An 18,474-nucleotide genomic window follows, 5' to 3' on the forward strand; every position below is an offset into this window, starting at 1 on the left:
GCCGCCACCGCCACCGAAACCGACCCCGCCGACCCCGGTGGCCGCAGCGCCGCCCCGGCCGATGCCGCCCACGCGGCGGCAGCCGGGCTCACCGCGCGCCGCGAACGCGGCCTGGACCATGCCGAGCGGCTGGCCGAGGCCGCAGCCCGCACCGAGTCGGCCCGCACCGCGGCCGAGACCCGGCTCGCCGACGCCGACGAGGAGCTGGCAGCGCGCGAGCAGCACCGCACCGCCGCCGCGGCCGGTACCGCCTCCGCGGCAACCGAACTGGTCGGCGCGGTGCGCGCGCACCTGGCCGGCTGCACCGAACTGCGCCCCGCCGGGCCCGAGGGCCTGCTCGACCGCCTCCAAGTGTGGGCGGCCGACCTGCAGGGCCCCAACCCGGCCCGCAGCGAATGCGACGACGCAGCGCGGCGCACCCGCGAAACACTCGCCGACGCGGCGGCCCGGGTGAGCCTGGAGCGCCGCGGCCGCACCGACCGCCGCGACGAGCTGACTCGGGAACTCGACCTGCTGCACCAAGGCGGGCAACCGGCACCGCCGGCCCCCTACACGCGCTCCGCCGGCGCCCGCGACGACCGGCCCGGCTCGCCGCTGTGGCGGCTCGTCGATTTCCGCGAATCCGTCCCGGAGGCCGACCGGGCCGGGCTCGAAGCCGCGCTTGAAGCGGCGGGGCTGCTCGATGCCTGGGTCGCACCGGACGGGACCGTCGTTGACCCCGCTACCCACGACACCGTGTTGCGCGCCGCCGGTCCGGTGCCGGGGCCGTCGTTGGCCGACGCCCTGTTCCCCTCCGCCGACCCCGGCGACGCCCAGGCCGCCGCCGTCGCCCCCGCCGTCGTCGCCGGCCTGTTGGCATCCATCGGCCTGGACACGTCCGGCACGGCGGGCATCGGGTCCGGCACGGGCACCGCCTCCGGCGCCGCCGCGCAGCCGACCGCCGCAGGCGTCGACCCCCAGGGCCGGTTCCACCTCGGCGTCCTGCAGGGCAGGTGGAGCAAGGAGCGCGCCGAGTACCTGGGTGAAGGCGCCCGCGAGGCCGCCCGCCGGGCCCGCATCGACGCGATCGGCGCCGAGCTCGCCGACGTCGGCGCCGCGGTCGCCGAACTGGATGCCCGCGCCGCCGAACTCGACCGGCGCCGCGGCGCCCTCGATGCCGAGCTCGCGGGCCTGCCGGGCGACGACGCGCTGGTGGCCGCGCATGCCGCCCGCGCCGAGGCCGACCGCGCCGTGGGCCGCGCCCGCGAGGTCCGCGGCGAACTGGAAGCGGCGGCGGCCACCGCCGCCCGGGCCGCCACTGCAGCGGCCGCGGAGCTGCACGAAGCGGCGGCCGACCTGGCGCTGCCCACCGACCCCGGCGAACTGCGCGCGCTGCGCGCTGCCCTGGGCGAGTACCGTGTCGCGCTGGCCGATGTGTGGCCGGCCGTACGCGAACGCAGCAGCGCCGCCGCCGCCGAAAACGACCAGCGCGAGGAGACCGCCCGCTTGGCCGCCTACGCAGCGGAAATGGCCGAGCGCAGTGCCCACGCCGAGAACGCGTGGGCAGCCGCCCGCGAACGCCACACCACACTGAAGGACACGGTCGGGGCGGCGGTCGAGGAGCTGCAGCGCCGCCTCGCCGAGAACGGTGCCGCCCAACGCGACTGCGCCGAGCAGGGCAAGCGCGCCCAGCAGGAGCTGATCGACGCCAACAAAGAGCTGGCCAGTGAGCAGACCCGCATCACCGACCTGAACACCCGCATCGAAGCCGCGGTCACCGCCCGCGCCGAGGCGGTCGCCGCGCTGCGCCGGTTCGCCGCCACCGGCCTGCTCGGCGTGGCCCTGCCCGGCACCGAGGTGCCGCCCACGGGCGAAGAGTGGGCCGTGCGGCCCGCCATTGACCTGGCGCGGACGATCGGCGCGCAGCTGGCCGGCACCGACGAGTCCGATCCGGCGTGGGAGCGGGTGCAGAAGCGGCTGTCCGCTGAGCTGTCCCCGCTCGGCGAGACCCTGTCGGCGCGCGGCCACCAGGCCAGCACCCAGTCCCTGGAAGACGGGGTCGTGGTCCGGGTGGTGTTCAACGGCCGCGAACGCGAGGTCCCCGAACTTGTCACCGCCCTGGCCGCCGAGGTCGAAGAGCGCGACCGGCTGCTGACCGCCCGCCAGCGCGAGCTACTGGAGAACCACCTCATCACCGAGGTTGCCGGATCGCTGCAGGAGCTGATCGTGGCGGCCGAGCGGCGGGTGGCCGAGATGAACGAGGAGTTGAAGGAGCGCCCCACCAGTACCGGGATGCGGCTGCGGCTGGTGTGGCGCCCGTCGCGCCGCGATGCGCCCCCCGGCCTGGAGGACGCGCGGCGCCGGCTGCGCCAGGACAGCGATGCCTGGTCGCCCCAGGACCGCACTGTGCTGGGCGACTTCCTCCAGGGCCAGATCAACCGGGTGCGTGCCGCCGACCAGAGCGGCGGGACCTGGTACGAGCACCTGAAACAGGCGCTGGACTACCGCACCTGGCACGAGTTCGGTGTCGAGCGCCACCAGAACGGCAAGTGGCAGCCGGCCAGCGGCCCGGCCTCCGGCGGTGAGCGGGTGCTGTCCATGTCGATCCCGTTGTTCGCCGCGGCATCGGGGCACTACGCCAGTGCCGCCGACCCCGCCGCTCCGCGGCTGATCACCCTCGACGAGGCGTTCGCCGGGGTCGACGACGACTCCCGCGCCAAGTGCTTGGGCCTGCTAGCCTCCTTCGACCTCGATGTCGTCATGACCAGCGAACGCGAATGGGGTTGCTACCCGCAGGTGCCCGGCCTGGAGATCTGCCAGCTCTCCCGGTTGGAAGGGGTGCCGGCGGTGCTGGTGACCCGCTGGGAGTGGGACGGGCACCGCAGGCGGCGCGCCGCCGAATCGCCGGCTGCAGCGCCGACCGAGGAGCCGGCCGGAGCGGCGGCGGGCGGTTCCCCTGCCGGGGCCGGCGTTGCCCAGGACGCGCTCTGGCCGTGACCCCGCCCAAACACCGCCCCCCATGCCCCTGACCCCCGCGACCCGGCCCCGTGCCCCCGCCGGGCCGGCCCCGCCGGACGGCCGCCGCGCAGCGGCCCGCTGCGACCGGAACGCATTCGGCACCCGACCGCGAAGGAGCGCCATGAGCCGCGAACACGGTCCCGACTCGGCCGCGCCCGGCGCGGAAGGCGGCGGCGCCGACGGCGTCGACCGGGCCCGCTTGGACCGGCTGATCGGGGGCGACGACCTGTGCTGGCTCGTAGAGCGCCTCCGCAGCCGCATCGCGCGCGGGCAGGAACTCACCGGAACCGTCACGCTCGCCAACGCAACGCCGCAGCAGCGCACCGCCGTCCAGCGGCTGCTGGGCCGGCGCCCCGCGCCCGGCCGGTCGCTGACCGTGCCGCTGGGAGCCGTCGACGCCGTGCTGCGCCGGTCGGGGATCAGCCCGTGCGGCCTGCGCGCGGCCGTGGAAGCCCTGACCGGCCCGGTCCAGGTGCGCGCCCGCGCCGCGGCGGCCGAGGCCCGCGAGTGGGACCGGGCCTTTGCCGCGCTGGAGGCGGTGTGCTCGGCCGACACCGAGCTGACGGCTTGGTGCGAACGCCTGCGGGCCTCCGGTCTGGCGCGCCGCCTGCTCGGCGGCCCCGCCGACGCCGCCCCGGTGCTGGCCGTCCTCGCCGAGGTGGTGGCGCAGCTGCCCGCAGCCGGCGAAGGGCTGGCCGTGTTCGCTGCGCGCACGTGCGGCGATGCCCACGCACTCGACCAGGGGCGGCCGCTGGGCACACTGGCCCTCGGGGCGGTCCGGGCGCTGTCGGGACTGGGAACGGGCGGCACCGGCTCCGGTTCCGGCTCCGGTACAGCAGCCTGTGCCGGTACGGGCAGCGGCGCCGACACCGACACCGCGGGAGGTGCCGAGGCCCGGCGGGAGCTGTGGGCGGCGGTAGGCCTGCTCCAGGACGAGTTGTCGGCGACGGTGCTGGCGGCCGGGCTGCCCGGTGACGGCGCCACCTCCACCGGCCGCGTCCTGGCGGAGCTGCGGGCGGCCGGCCAGCCCGCTGTGCTGACCCTGCGCCAGCTCGTGCGGGATCCGCCGCGCGCGCCGGGCGGTGCGGTGCAGGTGTACGTCTGCGAGAACCCCGCTGTGGTCGCGGCGGCGGCCGACCGGCTGGGGCCGGCCTGCCCGCCGCTGGTGTGTACGCGCGGCCAGCCCGGCGCGGCGGTGCTGACCCTGCTGCGGTCGGTCGCCGCGGGCGGTGCGGTGCTGCGCTACCACGGCGACTTCGACTGGGGCGGTATCCGTATCGCCAACGTCCTGCTGCGCCGCCTGGACTGGCGCCCGTGGCGCTTTACCGCGGCCGACTACCGCCGCGCTGCGGGCGCGGACGGCCCCGGCGGTACCGGTACCGCCCGCGGCACGGGCGCGCTGACCGGTTCGCCGGTGGCCGCGGACTGGGACCCCGAGCTGGAGCCGGCGATGGCCGGGCTCGGTCGGCGGGTTGAGGAGGAGGCGGTGCTGGGCGGCCTGCTCGCCGACCTGGAACAGGCCGCCGCGGCGGCGGCCCGCCCGCAGGCCGACTGAGCCGCGCCGCCCGGCTGCGGTACCACCGGTCGGCCGGGCTGGCCCGGCCCCGGGTGTCGGCATGAGGCGGCATGCTGGGAACAGAGCGGTCTGGAGGGAGTCGTGATGGCCAAGCGGTCCAACGGGCAGGGGTCCGGTGAGCGCGGATTCCAGCCGGCGGTCCTCGAAGGGGTGCTGGAGCGCATCACCTACGCCAACGAGGAGACCGGCTACACCGTCGCCAAGATCGACAACGGCCGCGGTGGCGGCGGCGACCTCACCACGGTGGTGGGTGCGCTGCTGGGCGCCCAGCCCGGCGAGTCGCTGCGGATGGAGGGCCGCTGGGGATCCCACCCGCAGTACGGCCGCCAGTTCACGGTCGAGAACTACACCACGGTGCTGCCCGCGACCGTGCAAGGGGTGCGCCGCTACCTGGGTTCGGGGCTGGTGAAGGGAATCGGCCCCCGGTTGGCCGAGCGGATCGTGGAGCACTTCGGCGTTGCGGCGCTGGACGTCATCGAGCAGACACCCGAACGCCTCATCGAGGTGCCCAAGCTCGGCCCCAAACGCACCAAGCTGATCGCCGACGCCTGGGAGGAGCAGAAGGCCATCAAGGAAGTGATGGTCTTCCTGCAGGGCATCGGGGTGTCGACGTCGCTGGCGGTACGGATCTACAAGAAGTACGGCGACTCCTCCATTTCGGTGGTGCGCAACGAGCCCTACCGGCTGGCGACCGATGTGTGGGGCATCGGGTTCAAGACCGCCGACACCATCGCCCAGGCCGTGGGGATCCCGCACGACAGCCCGGAACGGGTGATGGCCGGCATCCAGTTCACGCTGTCGGAGTCCACCTCCGACGGCCACTGCTACCTGCCCGAGGAACGGCTGATCGCCGAGGCCGTGAAGATCCTGCAGGTCGACTCCGGCCTGGTGATCGAGTGCCTGGCCCGGCTGGTCGCCGAGGAGGGTGTCGCCGCCGAGAAGGTCACCGGCCCCGACGGCGACGAGGTCACCGCCGTCTACCTCGTCCCGTTCCAACGGGCCGAGGCGGCGCTGGCCGCGCAGCTGCGGGGGCTGCTCAACGCCTCCGACGACCGCCTGTCCGCCTTTGCCGAGGTCGACTGGAGCGCGGCGCTGGGCTGGCTGGGCTCGCGCACCGGCTCCGAGTTGGCCGCCGGGCAGGAGGAGGCGGTCAAGCTCGCGCTGAGCCGCAGGGTCGCGGTCCTCACCGGCGGCCCCGGCTGCGGCAAGTCCTACACCGTGGCCTCGATCATCACCCTGGCCGCGGCCAAGAAGGCCAAGATCATCCTGGCCGCGCCCACGGGCCGGGCGGCCAAGCGCATGACGGAGCTGACCGGCCACGAGGCCTCCACCGTGCACCGGCTGCTGGAGCTGAAGCCGGGCGGCGACGCCTCCTACGACCGCGACCATCCGCTGGACTGCGACCTGCTCGTGGTGGACGAAGCGTCCATGCTCGACCTGCTGCTGGCCAACAAGCTGGCCAAGGCGGTGCCGCCGGGCGCCCATCTGCTGCTGGTCGGCGACGTCGACCAGCTCCCGTCGGTCGGGGCCGGCCAGGTGCTGCGCGACCTGTTGGACGACCGGTCCCCGCTGCCGCAGGTCCGGCTGACCCACGTGTTCCGGCAGGCGCAGGAGTCGGGCGTGGTTACCAACGCGCACCGCGTGAACACCGGAACCCCGCCCGAATTCGCTGGGATGACGGACTTTTTCCTGTTCCCGAGCGACGAGACCGAGGCAACGGCCGACCTCACCGTTGACGTGGTCGCCAACCGCATCCCCCGCAGGTTCGGGCTCGATCCGCGCCGCGATGTGCAGGTGCTTGCTCCCATGCACCGGGGTCCGGCCGGGGCCGGCAACCTGAACACGCTGCTGCAGCAGGCGCTGACCCCTCAGCGCGAGGGCGTTGCCGAACGCCGTTTCGGCGGCCGGATCTTCCGGGTGGGCGACAAGGTCACCCAGATCCGCAACAACTACGACAAAGGCGCGAACGGTGTCTTCAACGGCACGCTCGGGGTCATCACCGGGATCGACACCGTCGAGCAGGCGGTGGGGGTGCGCACCGACGAAGACGAGGAGATCTCCTACGACTTCGCCGAGCTCGACGAGCTGGTGCACGCCTACGCTGTTACGGTGCACCGGTCGCAGGGCAGCGAGTACCCCGCGGTGGTGATTCCCATCACAACGAGCGCGTGGATGATGCTGCAGCGCAACCTGCTCTACACGGCCATCACCCGCGCCAAGCGGCTCGTGGTCCTGGTGGGTTCGCGCCGCGCTCTGGCCCAGGCGGTCCGCAACGCAACGGCCGGGCGGCGGTATACGGCGCTGGCGCAGCGTCTGGCTGATTTCTGACTCCGGTCCCGAATTACCGATCCGGAGCACCTTGTCCGAGACCGCGGCAGCCGGGCGCCGCGCCACTGGAAAGCCATTCCACTTCTCTTTTGTGGCATAAGCGACGATTCGGACTGATCGTTCCATTCCGTTCCATCAGTTCCGGCCGATGCGACCGTTCCGGCTGCCGTGCAGCGCCCGCGGAACCGACAAAAGCCGCGGACGATTTCGTATTAGTAGACAACTGAAATGTAGGAGTTTATGGAGTACCGTGGCTGAGGCCGGGCGCGGCACCGCCCCCTCTCCCAGTGCCGCAGCCCGCCGGCCGCGGTCGCGCCCGATCCCTCCCGGGCGCCGACCCGGTCGCTCCGGGGCCGCCGACGGCACGGCGGCGGTGTGGCGCGCACACCGCCCGGGTGCCGCCAATAAGGAACGGTCGGCGGTTCCGGGGCCTTTCCCTCCTGCTCATCAGCAGTTTTTGAAATTTCCGCCCCAACGGCGCTCCAGGTTGAATAGGCTCACCTTATGAAGCGGAAACCGGAAGGGAATCCGCCCTCCGGCGGACCGGAACACCCACGCAGCCTCCCTGGGCGCTGACGCTCTTTCCACTCCCCCCGGAGAGCGTCGGCCACCTCGGGCGCCGACCGCCGGTCGGCGCCCGAGGCTGCGCTGCTCCACCGGCGGCTCCCACCGCCGCGCACCCCGGCTCACCCGCCGCCCCGCCCCGCGGACCGCTTCGCCGGCCCGGCTACCGTTTCCCCGTGACCGAGCACTCCCAGCAGCCCTCTTTGCCGAACGGCTCTTCGCCGCAGCCCCCTGCGCCGCAACCGCAGATCGTCGTCGGCGCCGCGATCATCCGCAGCGGTGCGCTGCTCGCCGCCCAGCGGTCCCATCCGCCGCTGATGCGCGGACGCTGGGAGCTGCCCGGCGGCAAGGTCGACCCCGGCGAGTCCGACACCGCCGCTCTCGTGCGCGAATGCGAGGAGGAGCTGGGCGTGCGCATCGCCCCGCTGCACCGCATCGGCGGCGACGTGTCCTTTCCCGCCCGCGAGCAGGGCCCCGCGGCCGTGCTGCGCGTGTGGATCGCCGAGTTGCCCGCCGACCAGCCCGAGCCCCGCGCGCTGGAGCACCTCTCGCTGCGCTGGCTGCACGCGGACACCCTCGCCGGAGTCGACTGGCTGCCGGCCGATGTCCCCTTCCTCACCGAGATCCGGCCGCACCTGAGCGGCGCCTGAACCGCCGCTGAACACCCGCCCCGCGCTGCGCCCTCATCCGGCGTGTCCGCGGTCCGTTCCGGCCGCCGCATCCCTGCTCAACGCACCCCGGGCGTTCGTCGGTGACCAGGCCGTTTTCCCCCGGACCCAAAAGGCCCGCATAAACTGGCAGAGTGCCGCGGGAGTCGCGGCTATTCCCACCAGATGAGATCGAGACACTCGCATGTCCAGCGCCACGCCCGCCGAGGGCTCCGCACGTAGGACTGACATCCGCAACGTCGCCATCGTCGCTCACGTCGACCACGGTAAAACCACCCTGGTCGACGCCATGCTCTGGCAGTCGGGGGTCTTCCGAGCCAACCAGGACGTGGACGAGCGCGTCATGGACTCCAACGACCTGGAACGCGAGAAGGGCATCACCATTCTCGCCAAGAACACGGCCATCCACTACACCAAACCCGAGGGCGACGACGTCGTCATCAACATCATCGACACCCCCGGCCACGCCGACTTCGGCGGCGAGGTCGAGCGCGGCCTGTCGATGGTCGACGGTGTGGTGCTGCTGGTCGACGCCAGCGAGGGCCCGCTGCCGCAGACCCGGTTCGTGCTGCGCAAGGCACTGGCGGCCAAGCTGCCGGTGATCCTGGTCATCAACAAGGTCGACCGGCCCGACAGCCGCATCGCCGAGGTCGTCGACGACGTCTACGAGCTCTTCCTCGACCTCGACGCCGACGAATCCCAGATCGACTTCCCGATCGTCTACGCCTGCGCCCGCGACGGCCGGGCCTCGCTGGAGCGCCCCGCGAACGGCGAAGCGCCCGCCAACCCCGACCTGGTCCCGCTGTTCCACACGCTCCTCGACTCGGTGCCGACCCCGGAGTACACCCCCGGCGCCCCGCTGCAGGCCCACGTCACCAACCTGGACGCCTCGCCGTTCCTGGGCCGCCTGGCGCTGTGCCGGGTGCGCCAGGGCGAGATCCGCAAGGGCCAGCAGGTCGCCTGGATCCGCGGCGACGGCAAGGTGCAGTCGGTGCGCATCACCGAACTGCTGATGACCGAGGCGCTGGAGCGCAAGTCCGCCGAGAAGGCCGGGCCCGGCGACATCATCGCCATCGCGGGCATCCCCGACATCATGATCGGCGAGACCCTGGCCGACCCCGACGACCCGCGCCCGCTGCCGCTGATCACCGTCGACGAGCCGGCGATCTCCATGACCATCGGCACCAACACCTCGCCGCTGGTAGGCAAGACCAAGGGCGCCAAGGTCACGGCCCGGCTGGTCAAGGACCGGCTCGACCGCGAACTGGTCGGCAACGTCAGCCTGCGCGTGCTCGAAACCGAGCGCCCCGACGCCTGGGAGGTCCAGGGCCGCGGCGAGCTCGCCCTGGCGATCCTGGTCGAGCAGATGCGCCGCGAGGGCTACGAGCTCACCATCGGCAAACCGCAGGTGGTCACCCGCGAGATCGACGGCAAGCTGCACGAGCCGGTCGAGCGCCTCACCGTCGACGCCCCCGAGGACTTCCTCGGCGCCATCACCCAGCTGCTCAGCGTGCGCAAGGGCCGCATGGAGCACATGACCAACCACGGCACCGGCTGGGTGCGGATGGACTGGCTGGTGCCCTCGCGCGGCCTCATCGGGTTCCGCACCGAGTTCCTCACCGAGACCCGCGGCACCGGCATCGCCCACCACGTCTTCGAGGGCTTCGAACCGTGGTTCGGCGACCTGCGCACCCGGCCGACCGGGTCGCTGGTGGCCGACCGCACCGGCAAGGCCGTGACGTTCGCGATGTTCAACCTCCAAGAGCGCGGCGTGCTGTTCGTCGAACCGGGCACCGACGTCTACGAGGGCATGATCGTCGGCGAGAACTCCCGCACCGACGACATGGACGTCAACATCACCAAGGAGAAGAAGCTCACCAACATGCGCTCCTCCACGGGCGATGAGCTGGAGCGCCTGGTGCCGCCGCGCCGGCTCTCGCTGGAGCAGGCGCTGGAGTTCTGCCGCGAGGACGAGTGCGTCGAGGTGACACCCGACGCGGTGCGCATCCGCAAGGTCGTCCTCGACTCCAAGGAGCGCGGCCGCACGGCAGCCCAGAAGAAGCGCGGCTGATCCCGCTCCCGCCGGACCCGGCCGCCCGGTTGCGGCCCGGCTCCGGCGGGTGCGGCGGTCGCGGTGCGGCGGGAGCGTGTGCACGGCCTGCCGCTCCGCCGCGTGTACAACGGCAAAAATCACGGGGAATCCTGCGGATTCCTCGGATTCATAGCGTTACCTGCCGGTCGGCCCTAGCCTTGGGGAAGCAGGCTGTTGCGGATCGCCGCGGCCTCGCAACCGCTCGTTGAGACCCCCCCGGAGGACGAGCCCATGGCACAGCCGCACGCCGTCGTCATCGGAGGCGCCATCGGCGGGTTGGCCGCGGCACTCGCCCTGCACCGGATGGGCTGGCGGGTCACTGTCTGTGAGCGCGCGCCCGGTTTGGAACCCGCCGAGGTCGCCCTGGCGCTGGCCCCCAACGCACTGCGGGCTCTGGACAACCTCGACCTCGGCGAGGACGTCCGCAAGCGCTCCGCCCAGCAGGGCATCGCCGCCATCCGCCGCCGCGACGGCCGGTGGATGCTGCGCGGCTCGGCCGAGCGCACCCGCCGCCGGTTCGGCGACGCCGTGTACGTGCTGCGCCGCGGCGAACTGAGCACGATGCTGCTGGACCGGCTGCCCGCCGCCTCGGTGCACACGGCCACGACCGCCACCGCGATCGAACCCGGCGATACCCGCCGCCCCGCCCGCGTGGCCACCGACTCCGGCGACCACACCGCCGACCTGGTCGTCCTGGCCGACGGCGCCCGCTCAGGCCTGCGCAACGAGCTTTTCCTGGAGCACCCCGGCGCCGTCTACGCCGGGTTCGCCTACTGGAGCGCGATCGTGCCGCGCCCGGTCCGCGCCATGGAGTTCGGCGAGAGCTGGGGCTGCGGCGGAGTGGCCGGCGTGCTGCCGCTCAGCGGCGACGAGGTGTTCTGCTATGCCACCGGCAACACCCCGGCGGGCGGGCGGCTGCCGGACGAGCACGGCGAACTGGTGCGGCGGGTCGAGGGGTGGCACGACCCGCTGCCGCGGTTGGCCGCCGCGGCCCGGCCGGAGTCGGTGCTGCGCAGTGACGTTTGGCACATCGACACCCCGCTGCCCGCCTACCACAAGGGCCGCATCGCACTGGTGGGCGATACCGCGCACGCCATGACCCCCAACCTGGCCCAAGGCGCCGGCCAGGCAATCGGCGACGCGGTCGCGCTGGCGCAGCACATCAGCGGTTCCACGGCCTACGTCCCCACCGCGCTGCAGTCCTACTCCGATGCGCGGCTGGTTCGCACCAGCGCCCTGGTGCAGCGCTCGGCCCAGCTCGCCGAGGCGGTGCAGAGCGAGTCGCCGCTGGCGGCGCGCGTGCGCGACACCGCCGCGGCCCTGGTGGGCGCCGCCGCCCCCGCGCTACTGGCCCGCTACACCCGCCCGGTCGACGACTGAGGCCCGCTTTCCCACTGGCTGAGACGGCTGATCGGCGGGACGGATGGTCGGCGGGACAGCGGGAGGCGATACCGCGCGACCCGACCGGTGGCCTGCCGTTATCGATTCGTGTTCCTGCTTAGGGAACGTGGGGCCGGTCGCCTGCGCCCGATTCGTGCGGTCGGCTACCAGCGGTCCGGCCGGTCCCTCAACTGGAGATTCCTGAGCAGATGTCGAACTTGTCGGTGCCGCTCCTGATCATCAGCGCGGCCGTGCTCGTGGTTGTAATCGCGGCGGCCATCATGGTCGCCGGTTTGGTGCGCCGCCAACTCCGCGGATCGCGGCGCACCGCTGCTCCCTCGCGCCCCGCCGCCCCCGCCGACCCCTTCGCCGACATCGGCGAGACCCAGGGCGACCCGCTGCGCCTCAAAGCCGGGGACATGCTCGACTTCGGTGCCGAACGCACCTGGATCCGCGGCACGCTGCGGCTGTCCGAGGGCGGCGCCGTGTGGGCCGAGCACTTCCTGGAGGTCGAGAACGGGCGGCGGTGGCTGTCCGTCGAACAGGACCCCGACCTGCAGATGGCGCTGTGGACCGGCCGGCCCGACCTCGAACTCACCCCGCACGGCCGCGAGGTCGAGCTCGAAGGCGTGCGCTACCGGCTCACCGAGCGCGGCAGCGCCTCCTACCGCTCCGAAGGCACCACCGGGCTGCGTGCCGAGGGCGGCATGGACTACGCCGACTACGAGGCCGCCGACGGCAGCGGCCGCCTGCTGTCGTTCGAACGGTTCGACCATGGCCGGTGGGAGCCCAGCACCGGAACGCCCCTGAACCGCGCCGCGTTCACCGTCTTCTCCGCGGGGAGCTGACCGGTGCCCACCGCCCTGTCCGCACCGTTCGCCGACACCAGCGCCGCCGACCTGGCCTGGACCCTGGACGCGCCCGAGCTGCCCGCGCTGCTGACCCGCACCCGCGGGCTGGCCGGCTACCGGGTGGAGCTGCGGGTGCTCGGCGCCTCCCACCAGGTGGTGCTGTCCGCGCCGTCCGGGGGCGCACCGCTGCTGACCGAAACCGTCGCCTGCCTGCCGGGTGCCGGCGGCGGGCTTCCGGGCCAAGCCGGCCCTCCGGTTGCCGGGCTGGCCTCCTACGACTTCACCAGCTCCGTGGCCACACCGGCCCGCGCCGCGTTCGCGGAGCAGGTGGAGCGCGTCCGTGCCGCGGTTGAAGGCGACCCCCGCGGTGTGGTCGCTGCCTTTCCCGGCGATCCGCAGGCCATCACCGCACTGCTGCCCGAGGCCCTGCCCGCGGCGGGCGTGCGGTGGCGGACCTGGCACGCCTACCCCCAAACGAGAGAGCTGGTGACCACTGTGACCACCTGTACAGGCCCCGACGGGCCCCACCAACCCGGAAAGGATGCGTGAGTGCCGTGTCCGGAGCTGCGATCAAGCTCTTGCTGATATTCGGGCTCGGAATCATTGTTCTGGTAGGGGTCATGGTCCTCCCTGCGGTGAGCTCCGGTTCCAGCTGCGGCGATTGGGACCGTGCCGACGCCGAGGACCTGCTGGAGGGTTCGCGCATCGAGCGGGGCAACGACGGTGTCTCCTACGAGCATGATCCCGGCGACGGCGACTACCGCAAGACCGGGCCCGGCGAGTTCGAATACGTCGGCTGCGACGGCGGATCCCGCTCCCACGGCTCCACGGGCCATTCCAGCTCCCACGGCTCGGGCCATTCCCGCAACTCCGGCTCCACGGGCCATTCCCGCAACTCCGGCTCCACGGGCCATTCCCGCAACTCCGGCTCCTCCGGCTATTCCGATTCGGGCTCATCCGGTGGCTCCTCCTGGCGCGGCGGCGGTCCCGGCTTCGGCAAGTGACGCCGTAGCAACCGCAGTCGGTGAGCGCTCGAGTCCGTCCTTCTCCGCCGCCGTCCCCGACCGCCATCCCCGACCCCTGACAGTCCTGGTAGATACGACCCCCTGACAGCGACAGCAGACAAGGATCCGCAATGCCCGTCCTCCTCTACGAAGCAGGCGCCAGCCTTGCCTACGGTGCTCTCGGTATCGTGCTCATGGTGATCGGCTACCTGATCGTCGATGTCCTCACCCCCGGCAAGCTGCACGAGCTGGTCTGGGTCCAGCGCAACCGCAACGCCTCGCTGCTGCTGGCCAGCAACCTGCTGGGCGTGGCCATCGTGGTGGCGACCGCCATCTACGTCAGCACCGGCGGCCTGATCGTCGGCCTGTCCGGTGCCGCGATCTACGGCCTCATCGGGCTGCTGCTGATGGGCCTGTCGTTCCTGCTGATCGACGTGCTCACACCGGGCAAGCTCGGCGAAATGCTCACGGGCGACGAGACCCACCCCGCGGCGTGGGTCAACGCTGCGGCCCACGTGGCCATCGCGCTCATGGTCGCCGCGGCAATCTCCTGATGGGGACCGCGGAGGATTCCGCGCCCCGCAGCAGTGGCCCATCGCGGCCGCCGGGGCTGCCGGTGCGGCCCCGGCTGGCCCGGCTGCTGGTGCTGTTCGCCGTGTTCGTGTGCGCCGCGTGCGGGCTCGTCTACGAGCTCGCCCTGGTCGCACTGGGCAGCTACCTGCTGGGCGACACCGTCGTGCAGGCGTCGGTCGTGCTGTCGGTCATGGTCTTCGCGATGGGTGTCGGGTCGGTGCTGTCCAAGCGGCTCACCGACCGCCCCGCCTTCTGGTTCGCCGTCATCGAAGGGGCGCTGTCGGTCGTCGGCGGGCTTTCGGTGCTGGTGCTGTATGCCGCCTTCGCCTGGTTCTCGCTCTACCAGCCGGCGATGGTGCTGCTGGCGATGGTGATCGGGGCGCTCATCGGCGCGGAGATCCCGCTGCTGATGACCCTGATCCAGCGCATCCGCCGCCAGAATGCCGCCGACGCGGCGGCGGACATGTTCGCCGCCGACTACGTGGGCGGACTGCTGGGCGGCCTGGCGTTCCCCTTCGCGCTGCTTCCGGTGTTCGGCCTGCTCAAGGGCACACTGGTGGTCGGCGCGGTGAACGCCGTAGTCGGCGTGTGGGTGGTGCTGTGGCTGTTCCGCGAGTCGCTGACACCGCGCACCCGGATGCTGCCCGCAGTGGGCCTGGTGCTGGTCCTGGCGGTGCTGGCAGGGTCGTTCGCGCTGTCGGGCCGGTTCGAGGTGAGTGCCCGCCAGGCGCTCTACCGCGACCCGATCGTCTTTGCGCAGCGATCGGACTACCAGGAGATCGTGGTCACCCAGAAGGTGTCGGGTTCGGACACCCGGCTGTTCCTCAACGGGGACCTGCAGTTCAGTTCGCTGGACGAGTACCGCTACCACGAGTCCCTGGTCCACCCGGCGATGAACGGCGAGCACGGCGACGTGCTGGTGCTGGGCGGCGGCGACGGGCTGGCGGTGCGCGAACTCGTCGGTTACGACGACGTCGAGTCGGTCACCCTGGTCGACCTGGACCCCATGGTCACCAAGCTGGCCCGCACCATGCCCGAGATCCGCGGGCTGAACGGAAACGCCCTCGCCGACGACCGCGTCAGCGTGGTCAACGCCGACGCCTTCACCTGGCTGCAGGAGAACCGCCGCCGCTTCGACGTGATCCTGGTCGACATGCCCGACCCTGACGACACCGCCACCGCCAAGCTGTACTCCACCGAGTTCTACACGCTGGTGCGGCGCGCACTGACCGAACAGGGCCGCATGACGGTCCAGGCCGGATCGCCCTACTTCGCGCCCGAGGCCTACTGGGGCGTGCGCGCCGGCCTGCGTTCAGCGGGCTGGCAGACCGCCGGCTACCACGTCGACGTGCCCAGCTTCGGCAACTGGGGCTTCTTCCTGGCCGCGCCGGAGGGGCGGCCGAAACCCGCGGTGGAGCTGCCCGCGGAGCATCCGCGGCTGCGGTTCCTGGACGCGGCCACGCTGCGCGCCGCGCAGACCTTCCCCAAGGACCGCCGGCCCACCGGCTCCGAACCCTCCACGCTGATGATGCCGCGCATGCTGGAATACGAACGCGGCGCGTGGGAGGGGTACTAGCGCAGTGCCGCCGTGCCGGTGCAGCGGTGGCGCCGCGGCGAGGCCCGCGGTGGGGACCGCCCCGCGGGCGGCCCCCGGGGCCGGGCCGGTTACTGCTCCGGTGCGGCCGACGGCTTGCGGGTGTTGGGCGGTACCGGGGTGTCGGCACCCTTGCGCAGGCCGATCTTGGAGCCCAGCCACACCAGCGGGTCGTACTGGCGGTCGGCGACCCGCTCCTTCAGCGGGATCAGTGCGTTGTCGGTGATGCGGATGTTCTCCGGGCAGACCTCGGTGCAGCACTTGGTGATGTTGCAGTAGCCCAGCCCGAACTCCTCCTGGGAGATCTTGCGGCGGTCGGCGGTGTCGTGGGGGTGCAGTTCCAGCTCGGCGGCGCGCATCAGGAACCGCGGCCCCGAGAACGCCTCCTTGTTCTCCTCGTGGTCGCGGATGACATGGCAGACGTCCTGGCACAGGAAGCACTCGATGCACTTGCGGAACTCCTGGGAGCGCTGCACATCGGCCTGCTGCATCCGGAGGTCGCCGGGCTCGGAATCGGCGGGCGGGGTGAACGAAGGGATCTCCCGCGCCTTCTGGTAGTTGAAGGAGACATCGCACACCAGGTCGCGGATGACCGGGAAGGTGCGCATCGGGGTCACGGTGATGGCCTCGCCGGGCTCGAAGGTGCTCATCCGGGCCATGCACGACAGGCGGGGCCGCCCGTTGATCTCGACCGAGCAGGACCCGCACTTGCCGGCCTTGCAGTTCCAGCGCACGGCCAGGTCGGGCGCCTGGGTCGCCTGCAGGCGGTGCAGCACGTCGAGCACGACCTCGCCCTCGTTGACCTCGACCTCGTACTCGGCCAGGTCGCCTTCGCCGCCGCCGCGCCACACATGGAACGTCCGCTTGGTCATCAGTTGTCCTCCTTCGCGGTCTCGGCGCCGCCCGACCGCAGGGCAGCGGGCAGTTCCTCCTCGGTGAGGTACTTGCTCAGCTCCTCGCGGTCGAACAGTTCCATCAGGTCCGGGCGCAGCGAACCGAGCGGCTCCTGGCGAAGCTCCAGGCGGCCGCCGCGCAGCGACGAGACCAGGTTGACCCGCCGCCACTGCGCCGACATGGCCGGGTGGTCGTCGCGGGTGTGGCCTCCGCGCGACTCCCGGCGCTCCAGTGCGGCGCGGGCGACGGCCTCCGACACCAGCAGCATGTTCTGCAGGTCCAGCGCCAGGTGCCAACCCGGGTTGTAGACGGTCCCGCCCTCGGCGCGGACCTCGGCGGCGCGCTCGCGCAGCTTGGCCAGGGATTCCAGCGCCTGCTCGATCTCGCTGCCGCGCCGGATGATGCCGACCAGGTCGTTCATGGTCTGCTGGATCTCCTGGTGGAGCTGGTAGGGGTTCTCGCCCGCCTTGCGCCCGAAGGGGGCGGCGGCCTCCTCGGTAAGGCGGGCGATGTCGGCGGCTGCGGGCGCCGGGCGGTTGTCGCCGAGCCCGCTGACGTATTCGGCGGCCCCCAACCCGCAGCGGCGCCCGAACACCAGCAGGTCCGACAGCGAGTTGCCGCCCAGCCGGTTGGAGCCGTGCATGCCGCCGGCGACCTCGCCGGCCGCGAACAGCCCCGGCACCAGCGCGGCGCCGGTGTCGGCGTCGACCCCGACCCCGCCCATGACGTAGTGGCAGGTGGGGCCGACCTCCATGGGGCCGGCCGTGATGTCGACGTCGGCCAGCTCCTTGAACTGGTGGTGCATCGACGGCAGCCGCCGCATGATCTCCTCGGCCGGCAGCCGGGTGGACACGTCCAGGAACACGCCGCCGTGCGGCGAGCCGCGGCCCTGCTTGACCTCGTTGTTGATGGCCCGGGCGACCTCGTCGCGCGGCAGGAGTTCGGGCGGGCGCCGGTGGTTGGCCGGATCGGCGTACCAACCGTCGGCCTCCTCCTCGGACTCGGCGTAGTGCTCGCGGAACACATCGGGCACGTAGCCGAACATGAACCGCGCACCCTCGGCGTTGCGCAGCACGCCGCCGTCGCCGCGCACCGACTCGGTCACCAGGATGCCCTTCACCGAGGGAGGCCAGACCATGCCGGTGGGGTGGAACTGCACGAACTCCATGTTGAGCAGCGTTGCGCCCGCGCGCAGCGCCAGGGCGTGGCCGTCGCCGGTGTACTCCCAGGAGTTGGAGGTGACCTTGAACGACCGGCCGATGCCGCCGGTGGCCAGGATGACCGCCGGTGCCTCGAACACGAGGTGGTCGCCGGTCTCGCGGATGTAGGCGAAGGCGCCGGCGACGCGGCTGCCCTCGTCGCCGGCCGCGCCTTCCAGGAGGAGTTCGGTGACGGTGGTCTCGGCGAACACCTTGATCATCGCCTCGGCGTCGCCGAACTCGGCAGCGTCGGCCTGCTGCAGCTGGACGACGCGCTGCTGCAGGGTGCGGATCATCTCCAGGCCGGTGCGGTCGCCGACGTGGGCCAGGCGCGGGTATTCGTGCCCGCCGAAGTTGCGCTGGCTGATGCGGCCCTCGGCGGTGCGGTCGAACAGGGCGCCCCAGTGCTCCAGTTCCAGGATGCGCTCCGGGGCCTCCTTGGCGTGGAGTTCGGCCATGCGGGGGTCGTTCATGAACTTCCCGCCGCGGATGGTGTCGCGGAAATGCACCTTCCAGTGGTCGGAGTCGTTGACGTTGCCGAGGGCGGCGGCGGCCCCGCCCTCGGCCATGACGGTGTGGGCCTTGCCGAAGAGGGACTTGGAGATGACTGCGGTCCTCTTGCCCTGCTGGCGGGCTTCGATCGCCGCACGCAGGCCGGCGCCGCCGGCGCCGATCACGACGACGTCGTAGCTGTGCCGTGTTGTCTCGGACATCTTCCTGACTTTCGGTTGCGCCGGTACCTGCAGCGCCCGCG

General features: G+C 72.4%; 13 protein-coding genes. 11 read left to right on the top strand and 2 right to left on the bottom strand.

Going from position 1 to position 18,474, the window contains the following annotated elements; genetic code table 11:
- The 11 genes from ACYVD5_RS11375 to ACYVD5_RS11425 form a co-directional block, all read left to right on the top strand.
- On the top strand, nucleotides 1-2,976 hold a 2,976-nt coding region (locus ACYVD5_RS11375), incomplete at its 5' end, for a TIGR02680 family protein (RefSeq protein WP_461000949.1).
- 142 nt (nucleotides 2,977-3,118) lie between these two features.
- On the top strand, nucleotides 3,119-4,552 hold the full coding sequence (locus tag ACYVD5_RS11380; RefSeq protein ID WP_461000950.1) for a TIGR02679 family protein: 1,434 nt from the start codon (nucleotides 3,119-3,121) through the stop codon (nucleotides 4,550-4,552).
- Nucleotides 4,553-4,657: 105 nt separating this feature from the next.
- Nucleotides 4,658-6,901 (top strand): SF1B family DNA helicase RecD2, encoded by a 2,244-nt coding sequence (recD2, locus tag ACYVD5_RS11385; RefSeq protein WP_461000951.1) that lies wholly within the window; start codon nucleotides 4,658-4,660, stop codon nucleotides 6,899-6,901.
- Nucleotides 6,902-7,668: 767 nt separating this feature from the next.
- A complete protein-coding gene (locus tag ACYVD5_RS11390) occupies nucleotides 7,669-8,115 on the top strand; it encodes a (deoxy)nucleoside triphosphate pyrophosphohydrolase (protein WP_461000996.1) in 447 nt (148 codons plus the stop codon).
- A 202-nt stretch (nucleotides 8,116-8,317) separates the two neighbouring features.
- A complete protein-coding gene (gene typA, locus ACYVD5_RS11395; protein WP_461000952.1) occupies nucleotides 8,318-10,204 on the top strand; it encodes a translational GTPase TypA in 1,887 nt (628 codons plus the stop codon).
- A 252-nt stretch (nucleotides 10,205-10,456) separates the two neighbouring features.
- On the top strand, nucleotides 10,457-11,605 hold the full coding sequence (locus tag ACYVD5_RS11400) for an FAD-dependent monooxygenase (RefSeq protein ID WP_461000953.1): 1,149 nt from the start codon (nucleotides 10,457-10,459) through the stop codon (nucleotides 11,603-11,605).
- Between the two features lie 209 nt (nucleotides 11,606-11,814).
- Nucleotides 11,815-12,453, top strand: a complete 639-nt coding sequence (locus tag ACYVD5_RS11405; RefSeq protein WP_461000954.1) for a DUF4178 domain-containing protein — start codon at nucleotides 11,815-11,817, stop codon at nucleotides 12,451-12,453.
- 3 nt (nucleotides 12,454-12,456) lie between these two features.
- Complete coding sequence (locus ACYVD5_RS11410; RefSeq protein ID WP_461000955.1) at nucleotides 12,457-13,005, top strand: DUF2617 family protein; 549 nt, start codon at nucleotides 12,457-12,459, stop codon at nucleotides 13,003-13,005.
- 5 nt (nucleotides 13,006-13,010) lie between these two features.
- Nucleotides 13,011-13,460 carry a hypothetical protein gene (locus ACYVD5_RS11415; protein WP_461000956.1) on the top strand — a complete coding sequence of 150 codons (450 nt, stop codon included), beginning with the start codon at nucleotides 13,011-13,013 and terminating at the stop codon, nucleotides 13,458-13,460.
- 131 nt (nucleotides 13,461-13,591) lie between these two features.
- Nucleotides 13,592-14,014 carry a DUF350 domain-containing protein gene (locus ACYVD5_RS11420; protein WP_461000957.1) on the top strand — a complete coding sequence of 141 codons (423 nt, stop codon included), beginning with the start codon at nucleotides 13,592-13,594 and terminating at the stop codon, nucleotides 14,012-14,014.
- Complete coding sequence (locus ACYVD5_RS11425; RefSeq protein ID WP_461000958.1) at nucleotides 14,014-15,609, top strand: polyamine aminopropyltransferase; 1,596 nt, start codon at nucleotides 14,014-14,016, stop codon at nucleotides 15,607-15,609. Before ACYVD5_RS11420 ends, ACYVD5_RS11425 begins: the two co-directional genes overlap by 1 nt.
- 89 nt (nucleotides 15,610-15,698) lie before the next feature.
- Here the strand turns inward: ACYVD5_RS11425 and ACYVD5_RS11430 are convergent, their stop codons facing one another.
- Nucleotides 15,699-16,499 (bottom strand): succinate dehydrogenase/fumarate reductase iron-sulfur subunit, encoded by an 801-nt coding sequence (locus tag ACYVD5_RS11430; protein WP_461000959.1) that lies wholly within the window; start codon nucleotides 16,497-16,499, stop codon nucleotides 15,699-15,701.
- Entirely contained in the window at nucleotides 16,499-18,433 is a 1,935-nt protein-coding gene (locus tag ACYVD5_RS11435) for a fumarate reductase/succinate dehydrogenase flavoprotein subunit (RefSeq protein WP_461000960.1), read from the bottom strand. Before ACYVD5_RS11435 ends, ACYVD5_RS11430 begins: the two co-directional genes overlap by 1 nt.
- Nucleotides 18,434-18,474: the final 41 nt, after the last annotated feature.

Source organism: Streptomonospora sediminis (assembly GCF_054778995.1).

Excerpts from the sequence above, each read along its gene's own strand:
- ACYVD5_RS11420 (WP_461000957.1), top strand. The coding sequence starts at position 13,592 with ATGCCCGTCCTCCTCTACGAAGCAGGCGCCAGCCTTGCCTACGGTGCT.
- ACYVD5_RS11380 (WP_461000950.1), top strand. The coding sequence starts at position 3,119 with ATGAGCCGCGAACACGGTCCCGACTCGGCCGCGCCCGGCGCGGAAGGC.
- ACYVD5_RS11425 (WP_461000958.1), top strand. The coding sequence starts at position 14,014 with ATGGGGACCGCGGAGGATTCCGCGCCCCGCAGCAGTGGCCCATCGCGG.
- typA (WP_461000952.1), top strand. The coding sequence starts at position 8,318 with ATGTCCAGCGCCACGCCCGCCGAGGGCTCCGCACGTAGGACTGACATC.
- recD2 (WP_461000951.1), top strand. The coding sequence starts at position 4,658 with ATGGCCAAGCGGTCCAACGGGCAGGGGTCCGGTGAGCGCGGATTCCAG.
- ACYVD5_RS11400 (WP_461000953.1), top strand. The coding sequence starts at position 10,457 with ATGGCACAGCCGCACGCCGTCGTCATCGGAGGCGCCATCGGCGGGTTG.
- ACYVD5_RS11430 (WP_461000959.1), bottom strand. The coding sequence starts at position 16,499 with ATGACCAAGCGGACGTTCCATGTGTGGCGCGGCGGCGGCGAAGGCGAC.
- ACYVD5_RS11435 (WP_461000960.1), bottom strand. The coding sequence starts at position 18,433 with ATGTCCGAGACAACACGGCACAGCTACGACGTCGTCGTGATCGGCGCC.
- ACYVD5_RS11405 (WP_461000954.1), top strand. The coding sequence starts at position 11,815 with ATGTCGAACTTGTCGGTGCCGCTCCTGATCATCAGCGCGGCCGTGCTC.